Origin of the sequence: Vagococcus sp. WN89Y, from assembly GCF_052220145.1 — a bacterium.
In the GTDB taxonomy this organism is placed as follows: Bacteria; Pseudomonadota; Gammaproteobacteria; order Enterobacterales; family Enterobacteriaceae; genus Kosakonia.
The window spans coordinates 72,806-95,513 of record NZ_JBQPOM010000069.1; the positions used below are offsets into that span (position 1 = coordinate 72,806).

Sequence of the window (22,708 nt, forward strand, 5' to 3'; positions counted from 1 at the left end):
ATTTACTCAATAGAGTTGACGGTGTATCTGGCGATAAGCGCGGCGATATCAACCTGATGAACTTTCCATGAGTTAGCAAACTCCGGGTTCTGATTGACTTCGCAAACAACATATTGTCCGGTACGGGTGTTGAGCATTAAATCCAGCCCGTAGATCCCTTCCCCAAGAACATGAATAACCTGTTCTGCCAGAGTGCAAATAGCCTTATCGATAGCGACAGGAATAATATGCGCGCCAAGGTGAGTATTGGTTTTCCAGTTATCGTCGGATACCCGTTTAAATGCCACAACGGGCTGTTTGCCAACAATGACCACTCTGACGTCAAAATTATCTTTTTCGATATATTCCTGCACCAGCACGGGCAAATGTTTGCCCTGCACATCGACCGATTCTCTGGCCGCCAGCCAGACGGCGAGACTGGCTGGACTCTCAATCAACGTCACGCCGCGGCCCCAGGAGGCGTTGACCGGTTTTATCACAAACCGGCCGCCAAACTGCGCCAGCAGGCCATCCAGCTCGCTATACTGGTGAATAACCCGGTAAGCCGGAACCGGCACTTCATGTCGGGACAATAATATTGACTGCAATCCTTTGTCAGTACAGATTTCAATAGCCCGGCGCGAGTTAATGACCTTCACGCCTGCTGCTTCAATATATTTCGCGCGGGCCAGCGCTTTACTTTGCGACAGGCAGCGGACTAACGCGATATCGAAGTTTTTTAAATCCTGTAGGTTCCATGAAGATTGTTCGGAAATAATTTCCACGCTTGCATTGAGATCTTTTAAAAAACCGACAATGCGTTTTTCCTCTTCCCGGAGTTTGGTGACAAACAATAAAACGGCGTCATTATTTGCCATTATTCTCCCCAGTCCTCTTCGACCTCTGGGGCAAACTCAAGACGGTAGTTTTGACCGTCATTTATTAATTCATGCTCCTGCCCGCAAGCACCACACTCGACAATTTCGCCAGTTAAAATATCATCACTTACAGTAATTGAAGACGAGCAGGTCAGGCATTTAAATGCTTTCATAATGAATCCCTTTATATCGTTTAAATAGAAAAATTACTTTCGAGGTAATTCTTTATAGATAAAACAAAGTCGGGCTGCTTAAGAATGTCACCGGAGCGTTCGGCCGCGCCTTTAAATGTCTGGCACAGCGACATTCCTAAAAAATCACAAATATACTGAAACTGCGTAGTGATAATATCAGCCTTGGTTTCCGGGTTATCCCCGCCGATAACGATAAGGACTATGTTTTTACCCTGACAACGCAGGCGAAAGTCTGGGATCTTTTTTAATGATTCAGAAAAGCGATCGATAAATACCTTCATGGTCCCGGAAATGCCGTACCAGTAGACCGGTGAAATAAATACAATGACTTCGCCAAGTAAAAAACGATTGATTAAATAATCATAATCGTCGCTAACTGATTTATATTTCAGGGATGTTTCCCGGTAGTCTTCATATTGCGTGATGGCGAAATCTTTTAGTCGGAATTCTTCTGCATCGAAGCCGCTAAATACTTTTTCGACCACGGCGGCACAGTTGCCCGCATAGCGAGAGCTGCCATTAAATATTACAAATTTACTCATGCGCCTTACCCTAACCGATAATGGTGAAGGTCACTGCGGACAGTGACAGAATGTGCCATCCATGAGCTATTGCTAAAACGCTATGCCATTTTGTGCTGCAAGAATTATCCGATAAAAAATGGCACGGGATAAATAGTCATTCTTTTTATTGATTTATTACCCACAGTTTATAATCATGGATTATCTATGGCGGGAGCAGCAAAATGGATTATCTGAAAAGTGTCGAAGCCTTTATCCTGTCAGCAGATAAGGGGAGCTTTACGGCGGCGGCGGAGGTGATGTGCATTACGCCAGCGATGGTGGGAAAGCATATCCGCGAGCTGGAAAAGCGCCTCGGCTGCCAGCTTATTCATCGCAGCACGCGCCGCCAGGGGCTGACCAGCGCGGGCCAACGCTTTTATGCGCATGGCCTGCAAATTCTTTCCGCCGTCCATGAGGCGGATACTATTGTTCATCGTATGAATGATGAGGTGGCGGGGGATGTGCGCATCAGCGCGCCGGTCGCCTTTGGCAACCGTGTCCTTACACCGGTGCTGACGCCGTTTCTTTTGCATTATCCTGAAGTGAATATTGATTTAGTGCTGACCGACCGGCGCGTCGATCTGATTGAGGAGCGTTTTCAGATTGCTATTCGTATCGGTAGCGTGCGTGACGAAGGGCTTATTGCGCTGCCGATGCCGCCGTACAGAATGATGCTGGCCGCCTCGCCTGCGTACCTTGAGCAGTTCGGCACGCCGCAGCGCCCGGAAGATCTGGCAAAGCATAACTGCATCAGCTTTACCCAATGGCAATCCAACCATTTCTGGCAGATGGAAGGGCCGGGCGGGCGTTATGAGGTCGAGATAATTCCGCGCCTGATTGTGAATTCGGGTGACGCGGTGCGTCAGGCGGCGCTGACCGGGCTGGGCATCGCGTTTAATTCTGCCGTGATCCTCGAGGCCGATATCCTCTCAGGCAAACTGATCCGCGTGCTGCCGGATTACACGCCGCCTGAGCGCCCGATGCATTTACTGCGTTTACCTATCCGACCGGTGCCACCGACTATCGCGGCGCTGATTGAACATCTGTCGCAAGCGCACATGATAGGCCAGTAAAGCGCCTCCGGCAATTGTCCTTTTAAGAGGCGAAAACAAGTATTATCCACGGCTTAATAACCGGAGCGGAATGCGAGATGAAAAAACAGACGGCTGATTTCGAGGCGGCGTTGGTTAAATCAGGTTTTAGCGCAAAAGAGATACAGTATCTGCACAGAAATGTCCCGCGCTATGGCCGCACAGTGCAGGATGTGGTCTTTGAACTGGCAAACCGCTTTCGTATGGTGATAAGCGTGAGCGTAGGTGCTGTGGTGCTTTTTGTCGCGGTTATTTTGTTCGGGCAGCCGAATCAGGTTGTTTCGGCGGGCGTTTCGCTGCTGCTGATGCTGCTGGTGGTCTGGTTTTTTCAGCCGCCGGTCATTTGTTTTAAAGCATGGCGTTACCGTAAGCATAATAAAGACGCAGGGCCGTGAGGCAACGGTAAAAATCCCCCGAATATCGCTTACAGACATTCGGGGGATTTATTTATGCCAGCCTGGGGTAGCCGCTCGCGATATCATTGCCGGTGAACTGAGCCACCCAGCCTTCAGGATTATCAAAAATCCGTATCGCGGTGAAATTCGGTTCAGAACCCATATCAAACCAGTGCGGTGTGCCCGCAGGGACAGAGATCAGGTCATTTTTCTCGCACAGCACCTGGTAGACTTCGCTGCCAATATGCAGGCAAAACAGCCCGGCGCCCTCCACAAAAAAACGCACTTCGTCTTCACTGTGGGTATGTTCATTGAGAAACTTTGCCCGCATTGCCTCTTTCTGCGGGTTATCCGCGCGCAGGCTAATCACATCCCAGCTCTGGTAGCCTTTTTCAGCGACCAGTTTGTCGATAGCGTGCTGGTAGGCGGTGATAACTGCCGTCGCGCCAGGGTTCGCGCCCAGATCCCGGTCGGCCTGCCAGCGCTCAAAGCGCACGCCTTTCGCATTCAGCTTTTGCTGAATTTCACGCGCTTCTCTACTGTGCCACACCGGGGTGCTGGCGTCGTTATCGGTATAGATAGTCAGTGCGCTCATGAATAAAGTTGCTCCGGCTTAATGTTGCAAAAAGAGGTAACCTGATGGTGATGGCTGGCGGCGTCTTCTTCACCACGAATTAACTGCAGGGTATGCAACCCGGCCTGCTCTGCGGCGTCCAGCTCCTGATGAATATCGGACAAGAACAGAATGGCGGAAGGTGGCAGCCAAATCTGCGCGGCAATCGTCTGGTAGGATTGCACCTCGCGTTTTGCCCCGACCCGCGTGTCAAAATAGCCGCTGAATAAATGTGTAATATCACCTTCGTCGCTGTAGCCAAATAACAATTTTTGCGCGGCGACAGAGCCAGAGGAATAAACATAGAGATCAATACCCTGCGCTTTCCACTTTTCCAGTTGCGGCAGCACGTCCGGGTAGAGATGACCGGTAAAGTCGCCATTCACATAGCCGTCGCGCCAGATAATCCCCTGCAACGCTTTTAACGCTGTCGATTTACGATCTTCATCCATAAACGCAAACAGCACCTCAATGAGCGCCTCCGTGCTGGCTTGCGCCTGGCCTGTTTCTTCGCGCAGATTCTGTAAAATCGTGCTCACCGGTTCGTTGTATTGCTCAGCGTTGACAAACTTAGCCAGCCGCTCGCGGGCATAGGGAAATAAAACGTTATGCACAAAGCGAATATCGCTGGTGGTGCCTTCAATATCGGTGACAATCGCGCGGATCATAATTTCTCCAGCAGGCGGCGCTGCAATTCACATTCAAATAAAAACTCCAGCCCTTCCAGATGGCGGCGGGCTTCGGCCACATCGCGCCCCCAGCAGGTAAGCCCGTGGCCACGCAACAGAAAACCATAGCGTAGCGGAGTGCGCTGCGCCCAGCTTTCGATGCGTTTGGCCAGCGCGTCGATATCCTGGTCATTATCAAAAATCGCTACCGGTACCGTATCAAGGTGGCTGCTCTGCCCGCGCAGAGATTTTTGCATTTCGTAGCCGTGAAGATGCAGCTCCGCCATTTTTTCTACGCGTGACAACACGGTGGCATTGACGGTGTGCACGTGCAGCACGGCACCCGCTTGCGGATAGAGACGGTAGATAAGCGTATGCAGGGCGGTTTCCGCCGAGGGTTTTCGCCCCGATGGCGCATGGTTATCAGCAATGGCAACCTGCAAAAAATCTTCAGCGGTAAGGCTGCCTTTATCTTTGCCGGACTCGCTTAGCCAGCACCAGTCGGCATCCTGGCGAACAGACATATTGCCGCCGGTGGCCGGCGCCCAGCCTTTTGCGCCAATCCAGTGACAGGCGGCAACCAGCGCGTGGAGTTGCAGGTTATTGATCATAGTCTTCCTGTAGAGAAGCATATCGTTATTGTATAGACGTCTAAGCGTCTTGATTGCTAAATGCTAGCATCATGTTATAGTGGCAGCAACATAAGTATTACAAGCAGGCACGCAACAATGAGTAGTAATCCGCTGATTTTGCAAAGTAAACTTCCCAACTCCGGCACCACGATTTTTACCCTGATGAGCGCGCTGGCGCAGCAGCATCAGGCTATTAATCTGTCGCAAGGCTTCCCCGATTTTGATGGCCCGCGCTATTTGCAGGAGCGCCTGGCGTATCATGTTGCGCAGGGTGCAAATCAGTACGCGCCGATGACCGGCGTACAGGCACTTCGCGACGCGATCGCGGATAAAACCGCCGATCTGTATGGCTACAGACCGGATGTGAACAGCGATATTACGGTGACGGCAGGGGCGACAGAAGCACTCTACGGCGCGATTACAGCGCTGGTGCGCCAGGGCGATGAAGTGGTCTGTTTTGATCCCAGCTATGACAGCTATGCGCCTGCGGTGGCGCTGTCCGGCGGCGTGCTGAAACGTATTGCTCTACAGCCGCCGCACTTTCGCGTCGACTGGCAGGCTTTTGCCGCAACGCTTAGCGATCGCACCCGGCTGGTGATTATTAATACGCCGCATAACCCGTCGGCAACGGTCTGGCGTAAAGAGGATTTTGCCGCGCTGTGGCAGGCGATTGCCGGGCGTGAGATCGTTGTGCTGAGCGATGAGGTTTACGAGCACATCTGTTTTGCCGAGGAGGGGCACGCCAGCGTACTGGCACATCCGCAGCTGCGCGAGCGGGCGGTGGCTGTGTCGTCGTTTGGTAAAACCTACCATATGACTGGCTGGAAAGTGGGGTACTGCATCGCTCCGGCGTACATCAGCGCGGAGCTGCGTAAGGTGCATCAGTATCTGACATTTTCCGTCAATACCCCGGCGCAGCTGGCGCTGGCAGATATGCTGCGCGCCGAGCCGCAGCATTATCGCGAGCTGCCGGATTTTTACCGCGCCCGGCGCGATGTGCTGATTGATGCATTAAGTTCCAGCAAGCTGAAGCTGTTGCCTTGCGAGGGCACCTATTTTCTGCTGGCGGATTACAGCGCTATCTCGGATCTTGATGATGTGAGTTTCTGCCAGTGGCTGACCAAAGAGGTCGGTGTGGCGGCGATTCCGCTGTCGGTTTTTTGCGCCGAACCCTTTCCGCATAAGCTGATTCGCCTGTGTTTTGCGAAACAGGAGGCGACGCTGCTGGCCGCCGCGAAGCGGCTATGTGTGCTGTAATATTGCACGGCGGCGCGGGCTATTTCTCGCCCATAATGGTTTTTAGCTTTTGCGCGTCCGGCAGGCCAACTTCCTGCTGTAACACATTGTCCTCATTCATGTAATAGATAGCGGGCGTCGCGTTAGCCCCCAGCTCATCCATGATTTTTTGATTGATATTGAGCTTTTTCATCAGTTCCGGCGGGATGGATTTCGGCAGCTCAAGCGCCATTTTGCCGTTACTCTTTTCGTACTCGTTCCAGCTTTGCGCCGGATCTTTCGCGCTCATAATAGCCGCCGCTGCCGCCGGGCTTTCCGGTTTGATAACCCCGACCAGCAGCGTGCGAAGCTGCACTTTGCCGGACTCCACCCACGGGCGCGCCATCTGCCAGAACTGCTTGCAATAAGGGCAGTAAGGATCGGCAAACACATACACCACGCGCGGCGCCTCTTTTTTGCCATCAAGCAGCCAGTCCGCTTTTTCCATCTCCTGCCAGAGCTTGCGCCCCGCGGGCGCGTAAATCTCTTTGGCTATCAATTTCTCGCTTAAATTATTACCCGCCGCGTCGTACATATAGCCCGACACGGCATGTTTGCCGTCCGGCGTGAGGTAAATGGTGACGCCCATCTCCTGGTATTTGCCGAGATAGCCTTTCATGCCGCCCGGCGCATCAAACGATTTAAGGATGGTTATGCCTTGCTTTTCAATGGCTTTTACCGGTGCGGGCAGCTCTTCGGCATGCAGTGTCAGCGGCAGCAACGTCAGCATTAACAGGCGCTTAAACATATAAATCCTTATAAAAATTTGAATTGACGGGCAAACCTATCACAGTCATAGGTAAGACCCAGGGTTAGCAGCATTGTTCCTGCCTGCCGGGAATGGTGTAATTAAAGGTGCTTTGAGTGCAGCACATCGCCAGTTTGCTGGCACAGAAGTCACCTGAACGTTTTTCAGGTATCAAGGCTACCGGTCTGGTGGCCTTTTTATTGTCCGCAATTTGATCGTTCACGAATTCATCAGGCAGGGGTTGTTAGTTAACACTTATTGATTTGATAATGTAAACGCATTAGCCCTGTCAGGAAAATTTCGTTAACTTACACCTCAACGAAAACACGGAGGAAGTATAGATGTCCTTAATTAATACCAAAATCAAACCTTTCAAAAACCAGGCGTTCAAAAACGGTGAATTTATTGAAGTCACCGAGAAAGATACCGAAGGTCGCTGGAGCGTATTCTTCTTCTATCCGGCTGACTTTACCTTTGTTTGCCCGACTGAGCTGGGCGACGTAGCGGATCACTACGAAGAGTTCCAGAAACTGGGCGTGGATATCTACTCCGTATCTACCGACACCCATTTCACCCACAAAGCATGGCACAGCAGCTCTGAAACCATCGCCAAAATCAAATATGCGATGATCGGCGACCCGACTGGTGCCCTGACCCGTAACTTCGAAAACATGCGTGAAGACGAAGGTCTGGCAGATCGCGGTACCTTTATCGTTGACCCGCAGGGCATCATCCAGGCTATCGAAGTGACCGCTGAAGGCATCGGCCGCGATGCATCTGACCTGCTGCGTAAAGTGAAAGCGGCTCAGTATGTTGCTTCTCACCCAGGCGAAGTTTGCCCGGCTAAGTGGAAAGAGGGTGATGCTACGCTGGCTCCGTCTCTGGATCTGGTTGGTAAAATCTAAAAATTCGCTGCGTTTTTCGCGTTACAGGTGCGTTGGCGGCGCTGACTCACCCGGTCACTTACTGATGTAAGCTCCCGGGGATTCATCAGTTTGCCGCCTTGCTCTGACAAGAAATACTCAGGAATTAGCCTTAAATACGGGTGCTTTTCAGGCACCCGTTTTATTCAGCACCATGATGCAAGTTGCATTGATGCAGCCCTCGCTAATTCGGCTTGCATGATGATGTTTTAAGAAGGGGAGAACCATGCTCGACACTACTATGAAAACCCAACTCAAGGCCTATCTTGAGAAACTGACAAAGCCTGTTGAGTTGATTGCGACGCTGGATGACAGCGCCAAATCTGTAGAAATCAAAGAACTGCTGACGGAGATAGCTGAACTGTCGGACAAGGTCTCCTTTAAAGAAGACAACAGCTTACCAGTGCGTAAGCCGTCATTTTTGATTACCAATCCGGGCTCCACTACCGGGCCGCGCTTTGCCGGTTCGCCGCTGGGCCATGAGTTTACCTCACTGGTGCTGGCGCTGCTGTGGACCGGTGGGCATCCGTCAAAAGAAGCCCAGGCGCTGCTGGAGCAAATCCGCGACCTCGATGGCGATTTTGAGTTTGAGACCTACTACTCACTCTCCTGCCACAACTGCCCGGACGTAGTGCAGGCGCTGAACCTGATGGCGGTGCTGAACCCGCGCATCAAGCATACGGCTATTGATGGCGGTACCTTCCAGAACGAAATCACCGATCGCAACGTGATGGGTGTTCCGGCGGTCTTCGTCAACGGTAAAGAGTTTGGCCAGGGCCGTATGACGCTGACGGAAATTGTCGCCAAAATCGACACCGGCGCGGAAAAACGTGCGGCAGAAGAGCTGAACAAACGTGATGCTTACGACGTGCTGATTGTTGGCTCCGGCCCGGCGGGTGCGGCGGCGGCGGTCTACTCCGCGCGTAAAGGCATTCGTACCGGTTTGATGGGCGAGCGCTTCGGCGGCCAGGTTCTGGATACGGTCGATATTGAAAACTATATCTCTGTACCGAAAACCGAAGGGCAGAAACTGGCGGGCGCGCTCAAAGCGCACGTTTCTGATTATGAAGTGGACGTTATCGATAGCCAGAGCGCCAGCAAACTGACCCCAGCGGCCAGCGAAGGCGGGCTGCACCAGATTGAAACCGCCTCCGGCGCGGTGCTGAAAGCACGCAGCATTATCATTGCGACCGGTGCGAAATGGCGCAATATGAACGTGCCGGGCGAAGACATGTACCGCACCAAAGGGGTGACCTACTGCCCGCACTGCGATGGCCCGCTGTTTAAAGGCAAACGCGTTGCGGTCATCGGCGGCGGTAACTCCGGTGTCGAAGCGGCTATCGATCTGGCGGGGATTGTTGAGCACGTGACTCTGCTTGAATTTGCGCCAGAGATGAAAGCAGACCAGGTCTTGCAGGATAAAGTTCGCAGCCTGAGCAATGTCGATATCATCCTGAACGCGCAAACCACCGAAGTGAAAGGCGACGGCAGCAAAGTGACCGGCCTTGAGTATCGTGACCGTGTTAGCGGTGACGTGCACCAGATTGCGCTGGCGGGGATTTTTGTTCAGATTGGTCTGCTGCCGAACACTAACTGGCTGGAAGGCACGCTTGAGCGCAACCGCATGGGCGAAATCATTATTGATGCGAAGTGCGAAACCAGCGTGAAAGGCGTGTTTGCGGCGGGCGATTGCACCACCGTACCGTACAAACAGATTATTATCGCTACCGGCGAAGGGGCAAAAGCGTCACTGAGCGCCTTTGATTACCTGATTCGCTCCAAATAAAAAGCAAGACAATAAACCTGCAATGTGACAGAGGCTGCCGAAGGGCAGCCTCTTTTTTTACCGCACGACCAGCACCGGAATGCGCGCATAGCGCACCACGCTTGAGGCGTTCGACCCCAGCAGATGGGTGGAGATGGTCGGGTTATGCGAGCCAATCACAATCATGTCGGCATTGAGCTCCGTGGCCAGTTCATTGACCTGATCGCGAACATTACCGAAACGCACGTGAATATGCACCCGCGAAGGATCGATAGAAAAATGCGTTGTCATGGTGCTCAGACGCGTTTGCGCTTCTTGCTGCAAATGCTCTTCGAAGCGGCGCAAATCGGCGGCAAAACGGTGCAGGCTCATGCTCGCGGAGGCGGGTAAAACGTGCAGCAGGTGGATAACGCCCTGACTCTGCGCCAGGAACTCCGCATGGCGAACAGCCTTGTCGCTGAGTTCCATTTCAAACACATCGACCGGCATAATAATAGTCTGATACATAAACGCTTCTCCCTGTGGATTATGTCATGCTAATTAAACCACAAAAGGGCGCGTTTTTTTGCTGTCTGGCTGGCAAAATCTGGAATTAAAACTGTCATAAAGAGGATGCCAGAGCATCCTCTGCACAAATTAGCAGCGGCGTGTTAGCGCTGATAATCCCCTGCGGCTTCCGGCTGGTAAATCAGTTCCAGCACTTCGAGGTCGGTGGTGGTTCCGCCGGGCAATTCCCAGTGGATAGTATTGCCGACGCGTAAACCGAGCAGAGCGGCACCGACGGGGGCAAGCACCGACAGCTCTTTGGCGCTGTCCGTCATTTGCGACGGATAAACCAGCGTACGCACACGCTCTTCACCGCTCTTTAGCTCACGGAATCTGACCGTGCTGTTCATTGTCACCACGTCCGCAGGCATCGCCTCTGGCGCACACATCTGGGCGCGATCGAGTTCCTCATTTAGCGCATCCGCGACCGGCAAGCTGGCGTGAGCGGGTTGCTCCAGCAGCTGGTCGAGGCGCGCGGCGTCTCGCTCATTAATAATAATGGCAGGTCTGGACATTTATTACTCCATGTCGTTTAACGGCGCTTGCGCCCGATTAATCCAAAGAAAAACCCTCGCCGTCTGGCAGCAAGGGTTTGTCTACTCATGATGATACTGGCAGCACCCCGGACTGTGAAGTGATGAGGCGCACATTTGCCGTAATTGTGAATCTTCTGATGATTTACGGGTCAGTAACCGGCTTTGTCTATCACAAACAGGTTCCCGCAATTGCCAGGATGCGGCTGCGCCAGCAGGGAGTTCGCTGATAGCGGCGCGTTGATGGCGTCTGCTTTGATTGCAATTTGCATCTCCGTCAGCCAGGCCGGATTCCCGCTACAGGTCAGTTTTATCGCTTTTGCGCCTTGTGGGCCAAAAGCGGCGGTTGCGGCGGCGTTAAACGCGCTGCGCGACACCGTTTTACCGTAATTATCCGCCAGGAATCGCCCCAGCGCGCTCTGTTTGATTTCTTTATTCATGCGCACCATCGTGTTGAAATAATCATCGGGATCGAAACCAAAACAGACGCCATGTTTGGCGTATTCATAACGTTCAAGGCAGGATGTTCCCCCGGCGCCTGGCATCACCTCATTAAGACGGTTGGCCATTTCCAGCGACAGGCCCGTTTCCGCAGCGGCGCATTTTCGGCTGGCTTTCACTTCGGGCATATTCGGGACAGGGCGCGTGGCGCAGCCATAACGCATCCAGCGGCGCTCATCGACACCCCGCGCGGCGATAGATTTTGGCAAGCCGGGCCACAGACCATGCACGGTTAAATAGTTGGCCTTCTGGTCCAGCTCTTTTTGCAGGCGACATTCGTCCGGCTCGTTGCGGCCATTTTCATGCTGGCTCTGGCAAAAACCGGTTTGCCAGGAGAGCGCCAGCACATAGCTTGTGAAGTCGCCATACTGCTTGGGTTGCAACGGTGCGGCGCTGGCGGTCGAAAACCAGCACAGGGCGGCACAGAGGAGAGTGGCAAGTCCCTGTTTTAACATTTCTATTCCTGATGAATGAAGTTAGATAATTTCGTCAGGTAATTAAAGCATAAAAAAAAGCACCGCTCAGGTGCTTTTTATCAGCGGCTAGTCGATTCAGATTTACTGCACCGTGCTGCCTGGCACCAGCAATTCGGTGGCGACAATCACTACCACCAGCCCGACCATGACCGGCACCGAGGTGCGTTTAACGACTTCAAAGGGCGAGATATTCGCCATTCCGGCCACCGCAACGACCACACCTGAAACCGGTGAAATGGTGCGCCCGAGGTTGGAGGCTTGCAGCATTGGTATGGAGAGATAAGCCGGATTGATGCCGGATTCGTGCGCAAGTTTTGGGATCATCTCCACAAAAGCATAAAAGGGCGCATTGCCGGAACCGGTCGTCACCGCCGCCAGCATCGTCAGAATCACCAGCACCAGCATTAAAATAATGCTCGCCGAACCGAACGAAGTAGCAATGGATATCAGGCTTTGAATAAAGCCAATGGTGCTCAGCCCCTGGGCAAACACCCCGGCGGCAACCAGCAGCATCACCACCCCGGCAAATGCATCCGCCATGCCGCGCCAGGCGACATCCAAGCCGTCGAACACTTTTTGCGTATTGAAGCCGCGCACAAACTCCAGCAGCGCCGCCAGCAACATACAGATAACCAGAATCGTAATGATGTGCAGCTCCGGCCCCCATTTGCCGTCGAAAATCAGCACGCCGATAATCGGTGTAAAGGGCAGGATAGCGTAGTAGCCTGGTGCTGTGGTGGTGATGGCCTGCACATCGAGGATTTCACTGACGATCTGCTCTTTTTTATCCAGATAGCGCTGCCAGAAAAAGTGCGCAATCGCCATCGCAACAATCGCCGCGATAGAAATGGGCAGCGTAGTTTTAAAGGCAAAATCCACCAGCGGCATTTCAGCGGCTTTTGCCGCCAGCACCACGTCGCCAGAAGTAGGGGAGAGGATAATGGCCGCCGGAGACGCACAAATCGCCGCCGCCGCGCCACGGCTGATGCCGACGTTCACCATCACCGGGAACAGGGTTGCCATCAGCAATACGCCAAGACCTGTGGCAGAAGAGACCGCCAGCGACATCAGGCACGCGACAAAGTAGGCCGCAATCATCAATATATAAGGCGAGTTGATAAAGCGCAGCGGCCCGGAGGCCAGTTTGACCACCATATCGTTCGCGCCGATATGCGTCATATACGCCGCAAACCCGCACAGCATCATGATCATCATGCCGAGATCGCCACCGCGACTCATCAGCAGGATTTTAACGTACTCAACAATATCGGTCGCGCTGTAACCTGTGCTTGTGGCGCTGCCCGGCAGAATTTTATGACCCAGCAATGCGCTAATAATTAATAACGCAAGCCCGCCAACAAACAGCACGCCGGTCGCGGAGTAACCTTTGATGATGTAGCGTGCGACGCCAACAATCACCGCTGTTCCTATCAGTAATTCAAGCAAAATTAAAAGCATTATTTGACCCTGAGGTTGCGCAGCAAACGCGAAAAAAGAAAGAGACGCAATGTGCCGAATTCCGCCAGCGGGATAGCTGATTAAAATCAACAAAGCATTACGTTTAGCAATTAATCACCTGAAATTGTTATCACGCTACAAAATACACAGTGATTATTTGATAATTATCGTGAATTATGAATGCGCTGCTCAGGGAAATCTGTTTCCCTTTAGTTAATGATTTGTTTCATTAAAGTCTCATTTTCGCGCCGGGCGTAAAGTAGTTTAAAAAGCCTTTTGGTTTAAAAAAAGTGCGCCCTATACTCAGGGTGTCTCCCTTCGCTTATCAGGGCTTTTTATGCATGCAGCCTGGCTGTACCGATTACGCTTTATCCGGCGTCACCTTGCGGTGCTGCTGGTTGCGTTCGGCTGGCTGCTGATCCAGAGTCAGGTGGCGATCGCCTCGCATGATTGCGCGCTGCCGTCGTTGCAGGAAAGCCGGGTGGTTCAGCATATGAATCACATGATGATGGCGGAAAAGGCGCCCCAGACGGCTGAGATGAAAACGCCGCTCTGCGCGAAACATTGCGTGCCGGATATGGCGCAAAAAGAGGGCGATCATCAGCCGCTGGTTGCGCTGCCTGTTTCCGCGACGCTTGCGGTGGCAAAACCTGTCTGTGCGCCGCTTTCCCGTGAACGCTGGTCTTTAACCCCTCCCGCCGCAGGACCGCCGGCAACGATCCGTTTTTGCCGGTTTCGTGAATAAAAAACTGTTAATCCATTGAATTTATTTATCAATTAACGATTAACAGGAGTTTTATCATGCGTTCTTATCTTCTCTGCATGCTCTCAGGCGTGCTGCTTTTCTCTTTTTCTGCCGCTCAGGCGCAAAATATGCACCCCGCGCACGATATGTCGCAGCACAGCGCGATGCACGCGCAAATCTGGCACAGCCAGGGGGTGATTAAAAACGTCTCCCCAACCTCTCTTTCCATCGCGCACCAGGCGATTGCGGCGCTAAACTGGCCGCCAATGACCATGCAATTCAGCTTAGCGCAAGGCAACAACCTGCCGCCGGTGAAGGTGGGGGATAAGGTCAACTTCAGCTTTATCCAGGATGAAGAGGGTTATCAGATAGTTTCATTGACGCCTGCTGAATAAGGGGGGCGCAATGAAACGAAACACACTGAGCTTGCGGCTCGGTGGGATTGTGCTCGGTTTGATCTGCTCCGCCGCCCAGGCGGAGTCCCTCACGCTGACGCAAACTCTGGCCGCCGCAGAGCGCTACTCTGCTGAACTTTCCGCAAACCAGAACGAGGCCCGCGCGCTGAACGCGATGGCGGAGTCCGCCCGCCAGTTGCCGGACCCGAAGCTGAAATTTGGTCTCGATAATGTTCCGGTTCAGGGCGGCAACGGTCGCCGCCTGACCCGCGAGGGCATGACCATGCAGCGCATTGGCATCATGCAGCAGTATGTCAGCGCCGAAAAACGCGATCGCAAAGCCGACACCCTGCTTGCCGAAGCGCGCAGTATCAACGCCAAATCAACTGCCGTGCGCGCTAATTTGCAGCGTGATGCGGCCCAGGCATGGCTCGATTTAGCGCTCGCTGAAAAGGCGCTGCGTGCGGCCAACCGCCTGTTGGCAGAAACCGAGCGACAGCAGGGGGCACAGCATGCCAGCGTCGCGGCGGGCAATGCACCAGCGGATAGCGTGCTGGCGTTTCGCATTGCGCTGATTGCTATGCGCGATAACGTCACGCTTGCCAGGCGAGATGTGCAACTTGCGCAGACCCGCCTGATGCAACTGACCGGGCAAAATGTCACCGCCGTGTCTGGCGAACTTCCTCACTATCAACGCCTGCCAGCCGATGAAAAAACGCTGGAGCAGGCCATCACCCGCCATCCCGACATAGTGGCGGCGGCAAGCGAAGCGAACAGTGCCAAAGCGCGATCGGCGCAGTCTGCTATTGCCGCGATCCCGGATGTGGAGGTCGAGGTGTGGTATGGCCGACGCGCTGAAGGTTATGAGGATATGGCAGGCGTGATGTTCACGGTTGATCTGCCGCTGTTCCAGTCCAGGCGCCAGGACAAAGACCACGCTGCCGATGTCTCCCGCACTCTGCAAGCCAACGATCGACTGGCGCTGACAACGCGCGATCATCTGGCGCTGGTGCGCACGCTGATTGCCCAATATAACGCCGCACAAACTCTGTGGGCGCGACAGCATGATGAGGTGCTACCGCTGGTTCGCAGCCGCGCGACGTTGCTGGCGGCACAGTACCGTGCCGGGCAGTCTGCGCTAACAGAAGTTCTGGACGCGCGTCGTAGTGTGCTCGACAGCGAGCTGGCCGCCTACCAGGCCGAGAAAGAGATGGCGCGGATTTGGGCCGCGATCCGCTGGCTGATCCCTCAGGAGTTAAATCAATGAAAAAAACGGTTTTAGCCGTACTGATAACGGCCTGTATTGCAGCGCCAGCCGGGTATTTTGCCGGGCAACAGCAGCCCACGCCGCATCCGGCGCAGCAGCGCACTGTCCTCTACTGGTATGACCCGATGGTGCCCGACCAGCGCTTTGACAAGCCGGGCAAATCGCCTTTTATGGATATGCAACTGGTACCGCGCTATGCCGACGAGACGCCTGCCAGCGGGGGCGTAAGCGTCAGCGCCCGGCAGCAGCAAAACCTCGGCATGACCACCGCAGCAGTGGAAAAACGTGTGCTGGCAAGCGACTTTCGCGCCTTTGCCACGGTAACGACGGATGAGCGCAGCATTCAGAGCGTGCCTGCGCCTGCGGCTGGCGTGGTGGAAAAATTGTTCGTTCGCGCGCCGCAGCAATGGGTGAAAAAAGGCGATGCGCTGGTGCAACTCTGGGTTCCTCAGTGGACGACCGCTCAGCAGGAATTTCTCGCGGTCCGCCAACTGGGTGATAGCGCGCTGACTCGCGCAGCCCGTGAACGCCTTGGGCTGCAATTTATGCCTGAAACAATTATCCGCGCGGTGGAGCGCAGCGGGAAACCGCAAACCCGGCTCACGCTGCGTGCGAATAGCGATGGTTATGTGGTGAAGCTGGATGCCCGCGAAGGCGCGCAGGTCGCGGCTACGCAAACCTTGCTTGAGCTGGCAAGTCTTGACCCGGTGTGGTTAGTGATTGATTACCCACAAACTCAGGCGCAGGCGCTCGCTGTGGGAAGCGACGTCATTGCGACCCTGGCAGGGTTGCCTGGCGAGCTGTTTCATGGTCGCGTCAGTGAGCTACTGCCGCAGCTGGAAACCACCACCCGGACGCTGAAAGCACGTATCGTGCTGGATAACCCGCAACAAAAACTCAAGCCCGGTATGTTTCTGACCGTTACCCTGCCGCCGTCGCAACAGCAACCCGCCGTGCTGGCCATCCCGGAAGAAGCGCTTATCGATACTGGCGAGACAAGCCGCGTGCTGGTGGCGACAGGCGAGGGCCACTTCCGGCCAGTGAATGTTTCTGTGGGTCGCACTGCGCAGGGCTTTGCCGAAGTCCTGTCGGGGCTTCAGGAGGGCGACCGCGTGGTGACCTCCGGGCAGTTCCTGATCGATTCAGAAGCCAGCTTACGGAGCGCGCTGCCTGAACAGCAACCGGCTGCGCAACAAAGGCAGACATACCAGGCAACCGGCGTGGTGAAAGCTATCGGGCAGGGCAGTATCACCTTGTCGCATCAGCCTATCCCGGCGCTGAACTGGGGGGCGATGACGATGGATTTTGCCTTAAAACAGCCCATCGCCGGGATCGCGCCGGGCGATAAGGTCATGTTTAGTTTCACGCTGGATGATAAAGAAGGTGCGGTGATAACTCACCTGATGGCGCAGCAGGAGGGCATGAAATGATTGCAGCTGTCATTCGCGCCTCGTTGCGTAACCGCCTGCTTATCTTGTTGGCGGCGCTCGTGCTCACCGGATGGGGGTTATGGGCAGTACAACGCGCTCCGCTCGATGCTCTGCCGGATCTCTCGGATGTGCAGGTGATTATCCGTGCCAGTTATCCGGGGAAAGCACCGCAAATTATTGAAGACCAGGTCACCTACCCGCTCACGACCGCGATGCTGTCGGTGCCGGGTGCGAAAACCGTGCGCGGCTACTCGATGTTTGGCGACGCGTATGTTTATGTCCTGTTTGAGGATGATACGGATCTGTACTGGGCGCGCTCGCGGGTGCTGGAAAACCTCAGCCAGATCCAGTCCTCGCTGCCTGCCGGTGTGAGCGTCGGTCTTGGGCCGGATGCTACCGGCGTGGGGTGGATCTACGAATATGCGCTGCTGGACAGAAGCGGTAAACATAATCTGGCGGATCTGCGGGCGCTACAGGACTGGACGCTCAAGTTTGAGTTAAAAACCGTGCCGGATGTGGCCGAGGTTGCCAGCGTCGGGGGGATGGTTCGCCAGTATCAGATAGTGCCTGACCCGGCGCGGATGCGGGCGCTGAACATCACCCACGAGCAGATTGTCGCGGCGGTACAGGCGGCGAACCAGGAGAGCGGTGGAGCATTGCTTGAAATGGGGGAGGCAGAATTTATGGTGCGCACCACGGGATATCTGCGCCAGCTGGCGGATTTTCGCCAGGTGGTGATAGCCAGCCGCGACGGCGTACCGGTGATGCTTTCTGATGTGGCAACCGTACGACTCGGACCGGAGCTGCGCCGGGGCGTGGCGGAATATAACGGGGAAGGGGAGGTCGCGGGCGGCATTATTGTGATGCGCTACGGTAAAAACGCGCTGCAAACCATTAATGCGGTAAAAGCGAAGCTTGCGGAGATACAAAAAACGTTACTTGCCGGAGTGGAAATCGTCCCGGTTTACGATCGCTCGACATTGATTGAGCACGCCGTGCAAACGCTAACACATAAGCTTATCGAAGAGTTTATCGTGGTCGCGCTGGTCTGTACGCTGTTCTTGTTCCATTTTCGCTCGGCGCTGGTAGCCATTGTCTCTTTGCCGCTGGGGATTCTGGGGGCGTTTATTGTCATGCACTATCAGGGCATCAACGCCAACATTATGTCGCTTGGCGGTATCGCTATCGCCATTGGCGCGATGGTGGATGCGGCGATCGTGATGATTGAGAACATGCACAAAGTGATGGAGCAGTGGCGGCACGAAAATCCCGGGCGCAAACCCGCGGGCGCAGACTACTGGCGCTTTTCGGAGCAGGCGGCGATTGAGGTCGGGCCTGCGCTGTTTTGCAGCCTGCTTATCATCACGCTCTCTTTCATTCCGGTGTTTTCCCTCGAAGCGCAGGAGGGGCGAATGTTTTCTCCTCTGGCGTTCACCAAAACCTGGGCGATGGCGGTCGCGGCAGGGTTAGGCATCACGCTGGTGCCGGTGCTGATGGGGCTATTTATTCGCGGCAATATTCCTGATGAGAAAGCCAATCCAATCAACCGCTTTTTAATCCGTCTCTATGAGCCGCTGCTGGACAAGGTGCTGGCCTGGCCAAAGAGCACGCTGGCGCTCGCTTTTCTGCTGCTGCTGGCAACACTCTGGCCGTTAAGCCGTTTGGGCAGCGAGTTTATGCCTGCGCTTAACGAGGGAGACTTGCTCTATATGCCTTCGACCTTGCCGGGCGTGTCTGCGCGCGAAGCCACACGGTTGTTACAGCAAACCGACAGGCTAATCAAAAGCGTGCCGGAAGTAGAAAGTGTGTTTGGCAAGGCCGGGCGTGCGGAAAGCGCCACCGATCCTGCGCCGCTGACCATGCTTGAAACCACCATTCGTTTTAAACCCCGCGAACAGTGGCGTCCCGGAATGACCGAAGAAAAACTTGTTGAAGAGCTGGATAAAACCGTCAGCCTGCCGGGGATCGCGAACGTCTGGGTACCGCCCATTCGTAACCGCCTGGATATGCTGGCGACGGGCATTAAAAGCCCGGTGGGCATAAAGGTGAACGGTAATAATATTGCCGATATCGAGCGGGTGGCGCAGCAAATTGAGCAGGTGGTGAAAAGTGTGCCGGGCGTGACATCGGCCCTTGCCGAGCGGCTGGCGGGCGGGCGTTATGTTGATATTGCTATTAATCGCCCGCAGGCCGCGCGTTACGGTGTTTCGGTCAAAGAGCTGCAATCGCTGGTCGCCACGCTGGTGGGCGGGGAAAATATTGGTGAGGTATTACAAGGCCGTGAACGTTACCCCATCAATGTGCGTTACCCGCGCGAACTGCGGGATAATATCGGCGCGTTGCGCGCGCTCCCGGTCGTGACCGCAAACGGGAGCCAGATAGCGCTTGGCGACCTGGCAGAGATAAACATCACGCAAGGCCCGCCGATGCTGAAAAGCGAAAACGCCCGCCTGTCGAACTGGATCTACGTGGATTTACGTGGCCGCGACTTGAAATCCGCCGTTGAAGAGATGCAGCAGCGGGTGGCGCAGCAAGTGCAACTGCCGCAAGGGGTAACGCTTTCCTGGTCCGGGCAATTTGAATACCTGGAACGTGCGACGGCAAAATTAAAGCTGGTATTGCCGGTAACGATAATGATTATCTTTATCTTATTGTTTATTACTTTTAAACGGGTTGCGGATGCCCTGTTAATAATGGGGACATTACCTTTCTCGTTGATTGGCGGCGTCTGGCTCTTGTGGCTGCTGGGTTATAATCTTTCGGTCGCCAGCGCTGTGGGGTTTATTGCCCTGGCGGGGGTCGCGGCAGAGTTCGGCGTTATTATGCTGCTCTATCTCAACCAGGCGTGGGATAAATACAAGCAACCACAAAATAATGAGGGAAATAGCGCATTGATGCGCGCAATTCATGAAGGTGCCGTGCTGCGTGTGCGCCCGAAAGTGATGACGGTGGCGACCATTATGGCCGGGCTGTTGCCTATCATGTGGGGCGGCGGCAGTGGTTCCGAGGTGATGAGCCGTATTGCTGCGCCGATGATTGGGGGGATGGTGACCGCGCCTTTGCTGTCGATGTTTGTGATCCCTGCCGCCTACTTACTATTGCATCGTAAACATTAATCAATATGCGCTTCGGTAACGGAGCGCATCACTTTACATAATTCAGGGCGATGCTTCGCATATCAAATTATTCTCACTGTTTTTTTAAGAATTAATCAGATTTTGTTAAGGAATCATTCAGGTAAAATATTAGATAATATGAACGTATTTATAGAATGGAATAAACGTGGTGTTTTTTAAGAATAAGTGCGTTGCAATTTTTCTGGCTTTATTTAGCCAGTTTTTACCGGTATTTATGCTACAGGCGCAAGAAAAGTCCTGGTTCGATAATTTCACCCATAATGTGAAGCAAACCTGGCAGCAACCGGAACATTATGAGTTATATGTACCTGCCATCACCTGGCATGCGCGCTTTGCCTACGATAAAGATAAAACCGACCGCTACAATGAGCGTCCCTGGGGGGCCGGTTTTGGTCAGGATCGTTGGGATGAAAAGGGCAACTGGCACGGCCTGTTTCTGATGGCTTTTAAAGACTCCTATAACAAGTGGGAACCCATCGGTGGCTATGGCTGGGAGAAGACCTGGCGCCCGCTGAGCGATGATGCGTTTCGTCTGGGCCTGGGCTACACCGCTGGCGTGACCGCGCGGGATAACTGGAAGTACATTCCCATACCGGTTCTGCTGCCGTTGGCGTCCGTTGGCTATGGGCCGGCAACATTCCAGATGACATACATTCCCGGTACATATAACAACGGCAACGTTTATTTCGCGTGGTTACGTTTTCAGTTTTAGCTAAAGTTTGTAGGTTGACGAAGCGTTTATTTATTAACCAGCTGATAAATAGTGGAATAAACCGTCAACCGAAAAAAACTTCGCGACATTTATCACTTTTTAGCGAATAACGACTGGACAAAACCGCTCACAATTGTTGTACTGGTATCCGACACAGCATTTGTGTCGATTTTTCATGTAAAGGTAATTTTGATGTCTAAGATTAAAGGTAACGTTAAGTGGTTTAATGAATCCAAAGGATTCGGTTTCATTACTCCGGAAGATGGCAGCAAAGACGTGTTCGTACACTTCTCTGCGATCCAGAGCAACGGTTTCAAAACTCTGGCTGAAGGTCAGCGTGTAGAGTTTGAAATCACTAACGGTGCCAAAGGCCCTTCTGCTGCTAACGTAATGCCTGTTTAATTCAGCGCGTCAGCAAGAATCCCAAAACCCGCCACGGCGGGTTTTTTTTATCTCCTCAGTTTGCACTGGCCGACGAGAACAGCCAGAAAGCAAGCGCCGTCATGGCAAATGAACCGAACAGGTTTAGCGCCACGTTCAGCAACGCCCAGTTAATGCGCCCTTCCTGCAGCAAAAAGACCACCTCCGCCGAAAATGTTGAAAATGTAGTCAGACCGCCACAAAACCCGGTCGTCAGCAGCACTTTCCATACCGGATCAATATGCGTCATACGGTTAAACCACGCCAGCCCGAGACCAATAATAAACGCGCCCATCAGGTTCGCGGTTAATGTGCCTATCGGGATCAGCTGATGCGTTGGGTTGAGGCGCATACTTAACAACCAGCGCCCCAGACTCCCTGTGCCTCCGCCAATAAAAACGGCTAATGCAAGTTGTAACACGGTGAATTCCTGCTATTTGATTTATTAATGTATTCGAGTTTAACGCCGTCGCTGCTTGATGGCTACGCCTGGCCGGGAGAGAAAGAGATGAATGTTGCTTGTGGACAATTTGCCGTGACACCAGACTGGCAAACCAACGCGCGCACCTGCATAACGTTAATGGCACAAGCCGCACAGCGCCATGCGTCATTACTGGTACTGCCAGAAGCTTTACTGGCACGAGATGATAACGACCCGCAACTGTCGGTGAAGTCTGCTCAGCGGCTCGATGGCGGCTTTATACAGCGCCTTTGCGAAGAGAGCCGCCACAATACCCTGACGACAGTGCTGACGGTACATGTTCCGTCCTCCGATGGCAGGGCGGTGAATACGCTGGTGGTATTGCGTGGCGGAAAAATTATTGCGCAGTATGCCAAGCTGCATCTCTATGATGCGTTTAACATGCGTGAGTCGGCGTATGTGGATGCGGGGGCAAGCGAGCCGCCGCTGATTGAGGTGGAAGGGATGAAGGTCGGGCTGATGACCTGCTACGATCTGCGTTTTCCGGAGCTGGCGCTGTCGCTGGCACTGCGCGGTGCTGAGCTGCTGGTGCTGCCCGCCGCCTGGGTGCGCGGCCCGCTTAAAGAGCAGCACTGGGCGACGCTGCTGTCGGCGCGGGCGCTGGATACCACCTGCTATATTATTGCGGCCGGTGAGTGTGGCAATAAAAACATCGGCCAGAGCCGTGTCATCGACCCGCAGGGTGTCACCCTTGCCGCTGCCGCCGAAGAGCCAGCACTTATTCTGGCAGAGGTGGCACGCGAGCGCGTCATGCAGACACGGGAAAAATTGCCGGTGTTACGCAACCGACGCTTTGCGCCACCCCGGTTGTTGTGATGTTTTTTTCAACAAAGCTTGATTCATCTCGTTACAGATTGCTATTGTGTGCGCGCACGTAATGACC

The 22,708-nt window shown here is 54.0% G+C and carries 25 protein-coding genes; 13 read left to right on the top strand and 12 right to left on the bottom strand.

Annotation, left to right across the window (positions count from 1 at the left end):
• Positions 1-2 precede the first annotated feature (2 nt).
• Genes ACTU3N_RS20405 through ACTU3N_RS20415 form a run of 3 tightly spaced genes read right to left on the bottom strand, consistent with a single transcriptional unit; the run spans position 3 to position 1,593 of the window.
• Positions 3-857: an ATP-grasp domain-containing protein gene (locus ACTU3N_RS20405; RefSeq protein WP_443087963.1), complete on the bottom strand. Its 855-nt coding sequence runs from the start codon at positions 855-857 to the stop codon at positions 3-5.
• Positions 857-1,030, bottom strand: a complete 174-nt coding sequence (locus tag ACTU3N_RS20410; protein WP_443087964.1) for an alpha-aminoadipate/glutamate carrier protein LysW — start codon at positions 1,028-1,030, stop codon at positions 857-859. Before ACTU3N_RS20410 ends, ACTU3N_RS20405 begins: the two co-directional genes overlap by 1 nt.
• Before the next feature lie 20 nt (positions 1,031-1,050).
• Complete coding sequence (locus tag ACTU3N_RS20415) at positions 1,051-1,593, bottom strand: flavodoxin family protein (RefSeq protein ID WP_443087965.1); 543 nt, start codon at positions 1,591-1,593, stop codon at positions 1,051-1,053.
• Positions 1,594-1,796: 203 nt separating this feature from the next.
• Here ACTU3N_RS20415 and ACTU3N_RS20420 point away from each other — a divergent pair, with 203 nt between their 5' ends.
• Both ACTU3N_RS20420 and ACTU3N_RS20425 read left to right on the top strand, forming a co-directional pair.
• The gene (locus ACTU3N_RS20420; RefSeq protein WP_443087966.1) at positions 1,797-2,687 is read left to right on the top strand and encodes a LysR family transcriptional regulator; all 891 of its coding nucleotides are present in this window, start codon (positions 1,797-1,799) and stop codon (positions 2,685-2,687) included.
• Positions 2,688-2,764: 77 nt separating this feature from the next.
• Positions 2,765-3,100: a hypothetical protein gene (locus tag ACTU3N_RS20425; protein WP_443087967.1), complete on the top strand. Its 336-nt coding sequence runs from the start codon at positions 2,765-2,767 to the stop codon at positions 3,098-3,100.
• 52 nt (positions 3,101-3,152) lie between these two features.
• Here the strand turns inward: ACTU3N_RS20425 and ACTU3N_RS20430 are convergent, their stop codons facing one another.
• The 3 genes from ACTU3N_RS20430 to ACTU3N_RS20440 are packed head-to-tail and all read right to left on the bottom strand — an operon-like array spanning position 3,153 to position 4,992.
• Complete coding sequence (locus ACTU3N_RS20430; RefSeq protein ID WP_443087968.1) at positions 3,153-3,695, bottom strand: 1,2-dihydroxy-3-keto-5-methylthiopentene dioxygenase; 543 nt, start codon at positions 3,693-3,695, stop codon at positions 3,153-3,155.
• Positions 3,692-4,381 carry an acireductone synthase gene (gene mtnC, locus ACTU3N_RS20435; RefSeq protein ID WP_443087969.1) on the bottom strand — a complete coding sequence of 230 codons (690 nt, stop codon included), beginning with the start codon at positions 4,379-4,381 and terminating at the stop codon, positions 3,692-3,694. Before mtnC ends, ACTU3N_RS20430 begins: the two co-directional genes overlap by 4 nt.
• A complete protein-coding gene (locus ACTU3N_RS20440) occupies positions 4,378-4,992 on the bottom strand; it encodes a methylthioribulose 1-phosphate dehydratase (RefSeq protein ID WP_443087970.1) in 615 nt (204 codons plus the stop codon). The genes mtnC and ACTU3N_RS20440 overlap by 4 nt, the downstream gene beginning before the upstream one ends.
• A 117-nt stretch (positions 4,993-5,109) precedes the next feature.
• Between ACTU3N_RS20440 and ACTU3N_RS20445 the strand changes: the two genes are divergently transcribed.
• Positions 5,110-6,270, top strand: a complete 1,161-nt coding sequence (locus tag ACTU3N_RS20445; RefSeq protein WP_443087971.1) for a pyridoxal phosphate-dependent aminotransferase — start codon at positions 5,110-5,112, stop codon at positions 6,268-6,270.
• Between the two features lie 19 nt (positions 6,271-6,289).
• Here the strand turns inward: ACTU3N_RS20445 and dsbG are convergent, their stop codons facing one another.
• Complete coding sequence (gene dsbG, locus ACTU3N_RS20450; protein WP_443087972.1) at positions 6,290-7,036, bottom strand: thiol:disulfide interchange protein DsbG; 747 nt, start codon at positions 7,034-7,036, stop codon at positions 6,290-6,292.
• A 341-nt stretch (positions 7,037-7,377) separates the two neighbouring features.
• Between dsbG and ahpC the strand changes: the two genes are divergently transcribed.
• Complete coding sequence (gene ahpC / locus ACTU3N_RS20455) at positions 7,378-7,941, top strand: alkyl hydroperoxide reductase subunit C (protein WP_443087973.1); 564 nt, start codon at positions 7,378-7,380, stop codon at positions 7,939-7,941.
• A 244-nt stretch (positions 7,942-8,185) separates the two neighbouring features.
• Positions 8,186-9,745, top strand: coding sequence for an alkyl hydroperoxide reductase subunit F (gene ahpF / locus ACTU3N_RS20460; protein WP_443087974.1), 1,560 nt, complete (start codon positions 8,186-8,188; stop codon positions 9,743-9,745).
• A 57-nt stretch (positions 9,746-9,802) separates the two neighbouring features.
• Here the strand turns inward: ahpF and uspG are convergent, their stop codons facing one another.
• The 4 genes from uspG to dcuC all read right to left on the bottom strand — a co-directional run bounded on the left by uspG (position 9,803) and on the right by dcuC (position 13,238).
• A complete protein-coding gene (gene uspG / locus ACTU3N_RS20465; RefSeq protein ID WP_443087975.1) occupies positions 9,803-10,231 on the bottom strand; it encodes a universal stress protein UspG in 429 nt (142 codons plus the stop codon).
• A 143-nt stretch (positions 10,232-10,374) separates the two neighbouring features.
• Positions 10,375-10,785: a nucleoside diphosphate kinase regulator gene (gene rnk / locus ACTU3N_RS20470; RefSeq protein ID WP_443087976.1), complete on the bottom strand. Its 411-nt coding sequence runs from the start codon at positions 10,783-10,785 to the stop codon at positions 10,375-10,377.
• 170 nt (positions 10,786-10,955) lie between these two features.
• Complete coding sequence (gene rna / locus ACTU3N_RS20475; protein ID WP_443087977.1) at positions 10,956-11,759, bottom strand: ribonuclease I; 804 nt, start codon at positions 11,757-11,759, stop codon at positions 10,956-10,958.
• Positions 11,760-11,861: 102 nt separating this feature from the next.
• The gene (gene dcuC / locus ACTU3N_RS20480; RefSeq protein WP_443087978.1) at positions 11,862-13,238 is read right to left on the bottom strand and encodes an anaerobic C4-dicarboxylate transporter DcuC; all 1,377 of its coding nucleotides are present in this window, start codon (positions 13,236-13,238) and stop codon (positions 11,862-11,864) included.
• Between the two features lie 337 nt (positions 13,239-13,575).
• On the opposite strand from dcuC, the gene ACTU3N_RS20485 reads away from it, so the two are divergent.
• The 7 genes from ACTU3N_RS20485 to cspE all read left to right on the top strand — a co-directional run bounded on the left by ACTU3N_RS20485 (position 13,576) and on the right by cspE (position 21,326).
• A complete protein-coding gene (locus tag ACTU3N_RS20485; protein WP_443087979.1) occupies positions 13,576-13,983 on the top strand; it encodes a hypothetical protein in 408 nt (135 codons plus the stop codon).
• 56 nt (positions 13,984-14,039) lie between these two features.
• A complete protein-coding gene (locus ACTU3N_RS20490) occupies positions 14,040-14,378 on the top strand; it encodes a copper-binding protein (RefSeq protein ID WP_443087980.1) in 339 nt (112 codons plus the stop codon).
• 10 nt (positions 14,379-14,388) lie between these two features.
• Positions 14,389-15,645: a TolC family protein gene (locus ACTU3N_RS20495; RefSeq protein ID WP_443087981.1), complete on the top strand. Its 1,257-nt coding sequence runs from the start codon at positions 14,389-14,391 to the stop codon at positions 15,643-15,645.
• Complete coding sequence (locus ACTU3N_RS20500; protein WP_443087982.1) at positions 15,642-17,075, top strand: efflux RND transporter periplasmic adaptor subunit; 1,434 nt, start codon at positions 15,642-15,644, stop codon at positions 17,073-17,075. Before ACTU3N_RS20495 ends, ACTU3N_RS20500 begins: the two co-directional genes overlap by 4 nt.
• Entirely contained in the window at positions 17,072-20,191 is a 3,120-nt protein-coding gene (locus ACTU3N_RS20505) for an efflux RND transporter permease subunit (RefSeq protein WP_443087983.1), read from the top strand. The genes ACTU3N_RS20500 and ACTU3N_RS20505 overlap by 4 nt, the downstream gene beginning before the upstream one ends.
• A gap of 169 nt (positions 20,192-20,360) precedes the next feature.
• On the top strand, positions 20,361-20,924 hold the full coding sequence (gene pagP, locus ACTU3N_RS20510) for a lipid IV(A) palmitoyltransferase PagP (protein WP_443088020.1): 564 nt from the start codon (positions 20,361-20,363) through the stop codon (positions 20,922-20,924).
• Positions 20,925-21,116: 192 nt separating this feature from the next.
• A complete protein-coding gene (gene cspE / locus ACTU3N_RS20515) occupies positions 21,117-21,326 on the top strand; it encodes a transcription antiterminator/RNA stability regulator CspE (RefSeq protein ID WP_007373839.1) in 210 nt (69 codons plus the stop codon).
• 55 nt (positions 21,327-21,381) lie between these two features.
• On the opposite strand, the gene crcB is transcribed toward cspE, so the two are convergent.
• Positions 21,382-21,765, bottom strand: coding sequence for a fluoride efflux transporter CrcB (crcB, locus tag ACTU3N_RS20520; RefSeq protein ID WP_443087984.1), 384 nt, complete (start codon positions 21,763-21,765; stop codon positions 21,382-21,384).
• A gap of 27 nt (positions 21,766-21,792) precedes the next feature.
• Between crcB and ACTU3N_RS20525 the strand changes: the two genes are divergently transcribed.
• Positions 21,793-22,641 carry a deaminated glutathione amidase gene (locus ACTU3N_RS20525; RefSeq protein WP_443087985.1) on the top strand — a complete coding sequence of 283 codons (849 nt, stop codon included), beginning with the start codon at positions 21,793-21,795 and terminating at the stop codon, positions 22,639-22,641.
• Positions 22,642-22,708 lie beyond the last annotated feature (67 nt).